Source organism: Pseudoalteromonas aliena (assembly GCF_038155085.1).
Taxonomy (GTDB): domain Bacteria; phylum Pseudomonadota; class Gammaproteobacteria; order Enterobacterales; family Alteromonadaceae; genus Pseudoalteromonas; species Pseudoalteromonas aliena_A.
In genome coordinates this window covers 1-1,444 of the sequence record NZ_JBAKAU010000041.1, presented here as the reverse complement: position 1 = coordinate 1,444, position 1,444 = coordinate 1, and the positions used below count along the sequence as shown (strand labels likewise).

Here is a 1,444-nt window from a genome sequence, read left to right as displayed (position 1 = left end):
CATAAAACGCGTTTGGCGTTGTATGGTTAAGCCTCACGGGTAATTAGTACAAGTTAGCTTAATGGCTCACACCACTTCCACATCTTGCCTATCAACGTTGTAGTCTTCAACGGCCCTTCAGAGACTTTAAAAGTCTAGTGAGAACTCATCTCGAGGCCTGCTTCGCGCTTAGATGCTTTCAGCGCTTATCAGTTCCGAACGTAGCTACCGGGCAATGCCATTGGCATGACAACCCGAACACCAGCGGTTCGTTCACTCCGGTCCTCTCGTACTAGGAGCAACCCCTCTCAATTCTCAAACGCCCACGGCAGATAGGGACCGAACTGTCTCACGACGTTCTAAACCCAGCTCGCGTACCACTTTAAATGGCGAACAGCCATACCCTTGGGACCGACTTCAGCCCCAGGATGTGATGAGCCGACATCGAGGTGCCAAACACCGCCGTCGATATGAACTCTTGGGCGGTATCAGCCTGTTATCCCCGGAGTACCTTTTATCCGTTGAGCGATGGCCCTTCCATTCAGAACCACCGGATCACTATGACCTACTTTCGTACCTGCTCGACGTGTCTGTCTCGCAGTTAAGCTGGCTTCTACCATTACACTAACCGTACGATGTCCGACCGTACTTAGCCAACCTTCGTGCTCCTCCGTTACTCTTTAGGAGGAGACCGCCCCAGTCAAACTACCCACCAGGCACTGTCCGTAACCCCGATTCAGGGGCCAACGTTAGAACATCAAAACTACAAGGGTGGTATTTCAAGGACGACTCCACAACAACTAGCGTCGCTGCTTCAAAGTCTCCCACCTATCCTACACATGTAGGTTCAATGTTCAGTGCCAAGCTGTAGTAAAGGTTCACGGGGTCTTTCCGTCTAGCCGCGGGTACACAGCATCTTCACTGCGATTTCAATTTCACTGAGTCTCGGGTGGAGACAGCGTGGCCATGGTTACACCATTCGTGCAGGTCGGAACTTACCCGACAAGGAATTTCGCTACCTTAGGACCGTTATAGTTACGGCCGCCGTTTACCGGGGCTTCGATCAAGAGCTTCTCCCTAAGGATAACCCCATCAATTAACCTTCCGGCACCGGGCAGGTGTCACACCGTATACGTCATCTTGCGATTTTGCACAGTGCTGTGTTTTTAATAAACAGTCCCAGCCACCTGGTCACTGCGGCTCCCGTCCGCTTAGAGAGCAAGTCTCATCACAGATAGGAGCGTACCTTCTCCCGAAGTTACGGTACGATTTTGCCTAGTTCCTTCACCCGAGTTCTCTCAAGCGCCTTAGTATTCTCTACCTGACCACCTGTGTCGGTTTGGGGTACGATTCGGTATAATCTGAAGCTTAGAGGCTTTTCCTGGAAGTATGGCATCAGCAACTTCACTACCGTGGTAGCTCGTCTCGTGTCTCAGCCTAACAGCAACCCGGATTTACCTAAGTC

1 rRNA gene is annotated in these 1,444 nt (G+C 51.5%); it reads right to left on the bottom strand.

The window, feature by feature from the left end:
* Positions 1-22: 22 nt before the first annotated feature.
* Positions 23-1,444, bottom strand: a 23S ribosomal RNA gene (locus V6260_RS18440); the annotation flags it as partial.